This is a genomic window from Wolbachia endosymbiont of Mansonella perstans, assembly GCF_020278605.1.
GTDB lineage: Bacteria > Pseudomonadota > Alphaproteobacteria > Rickettsiales > Anaplasmataceae > Wolbachia.
The window spans coordinates 1-1,989 of sequence record NZ_JACZHU010000127.1; the positions used below are offsets into that span (position 1 = coordinate 1).

Consider the following 1,989-nt stretch of genomic DNA (forward strand, 5'->3'; position numbering starts at 1 on the left):
GGTCGAAAAAGCCCTCTATTTCAACTCCTTTCTTTGTTGGCTAATCTATAGTTGAAGTGTGGAGAAAAGCGAAAACATGCCTAACAAAGCCTGTTCTTGCGGTTCTGATCATACACTTGATGAATGCTTTTTATTATATTACTATGGGTAACCGTTTTTTCTTCACCCAGATCCATATCTTTAATCTTTAAAGTTTTGCTGCTCAGTTCTTCATCACCAAAAATAAGCGCAACTTTAGCATCCGCTTGATTTGCTTTTTTTATTCGGGTTTTGAGAGTTCCGCTATACTCATAGGTTACATATAAACCATTTCTGCGCAGCTCATTTGCAAGTGCTAGAGCATGCTCTTCAGCCTCTTTGCCAATAGGAATTAGATAAACAGATCTTTTCTTTTTCACAAAATAGTTGGCCAATTCCATTATGCGCTCAATACCTCCTGCAAATCCTATTGCCGGAGTATGCTTCCTACCTACTGAAGATACTAAATTATCATATCTTCCCCCTGCAAAAACTGCTCCTTGGCTACCCAAATTTTCTGTGACGAATTCAAACACTGTGTGGCAATAATAGTCCAAACCTCGGACTAATTTATCGTTTACAGTATAAGGTATATCAAGAATCGTTAATCCATTTAGTATTTGCTCAAAGAAACTCAAGGACTCTTTTGTATAATATTCACTGATTTTAGGTGCACCAGAGATTATTTCTTTATCTGTCTTGTCCTTGGAATCTAATATTCTGAGTGGGTTCTTAATCAATCGATTTTGGCTATCTTCTGAGAGGTCGTTTTGAAACTTTTTAAAATATGATATCAAGGCTTCTCTATACTTACTTATTGTTTTACCATCGCCCAAAGAGTTAATTTCCAGCTTTACATTTTTATCAATACCAAATTCAGTTAATAGATGCTGAGCAAGTGTAATCAATTCAATGTCGGCTTTTGGATCTCCTATACCGAAAACTTCAAAATTTATCTGATGAAATTGTCTTTGCCTTCCTTTCTGCGGTCTTTCATAGCGAAATGCAGCTCCTGTCGAGAACAATTTTATTGGTGTTTGCAGTTTTTTTTCAATCAAAAGCCTGACAACCGCTGCGGTGAACTCAGGACGTAAAGTTATGCTCTTGCCACCTTTATCATTAAAGGTATACATCTCTTTATTGATGATATCTGAGCTATCACCTAAAGTTTTCGTAAAGACTTCTGTATATTCGAATATTGGAGTTTCAGCAGGCAAAAAGCCATATAAACTTGAAATTTCACTTGCTGTTTGTTGAACATATTTAAACCTATACCATTCATCAAACAGAAGATCTTTTGTCCCTCTAACTGTTCGATTAATCATAGTATAGTTTCTATACCCGAAACTTCTGGTATGTGATAGCACAACATATTTTGCACTCCTTGCTTGAGAGTAATCGCAGCACTTGGACATCCAGAACAAGCTCCTTGCAGCTCAACATAAACTATTCCGTCTTTATAGCCACGAAATTTGATATCACCACCATCTTGAGCGACTGCAGGTTTAACATAGCTTTCCATCAGATCTTTTATCCTGTTTACAATTTCTATATCACTTTCATCAAAAAATTCTTTTTCTAGTATATTGTTATCATTTACCTCTTCCTTATCCAGTGCTTTCCCACCAGAAGCAAAGTGATCCATAATCGTAGTTAAAATTTCCACTTTTAATATGTCCCAATTAATACCATCCGGCTTTGTAACTGAAATAAAATCATGACCAAAAAATACTCTTATCGCATGTTCTATTTGAAAGAGGTTTGCTGCTAGTTTAGAATTCTTTATTTCATCCGCATTTGAAAAATCAGCCGTTTCTCCTTCGTTTAAAATTGCAAACCCAGGAAGAAATTTTAGCGTGTTTGGATTTGGTGTCTCTTCAATTTGAATGAACATGTTGTTTACCATGGTGACTATAATTGTTACCATTTAATCATAAAATAATAAAAAAATATACATGTCATTCATCTTTT

The 1,989-nt window shown here is 35.2% G+C and carries 2 protein-coding genes; both read right to left on the reverse strand.

Annotation, left to right across the window (positions count from 1 at the left end):
- Nucleotides 1-80 precede the first annotated feature (80 nt).
- The gene (gene hisS, locus IHO13_RS05345) at nucleotides 81-1,343 is read right to left on the reverse strand and encodes a histidine--tRNA ligase (protein ID WP_225538610.1); all 1,263 of its coding nucleotides are present in this window, start codon (nucleotides 1,341-1,343) and stop codon (nucleotides 81-83) included.
- Entirely contained in the window at nucleotides 1,340-1,912 is a 573-nt protein-coding gene (locus tag IHO13_RS05350; protein WP_225538611.1) for a NifU family protein, read from the reverse strand. Before IHO13_RS05350 ends, hisS begins: the two co-directional genes overlap by 4 nt.
- Nucleotides 1,913-1,989 lie beyond the last annotated feature (77 nt).

What these genes read in the sequence shown, in the direction of transcription:
- hisS (WP_225538610.1), bottom strand. Translation starts at nt 1,343, where the DNA reads ATGATTAATCGAACAGTTAGAGGGACAAAAGATCTTCTGTTTGATGAA.
- IHO13_RS05350 (WP_225538611.1), bottom strand. Translation starts at nt 1,912, where the DNA reads ATGTTCATTCAAATTGAAGAGACACCAAATCCAAACACGCTAAAATTT.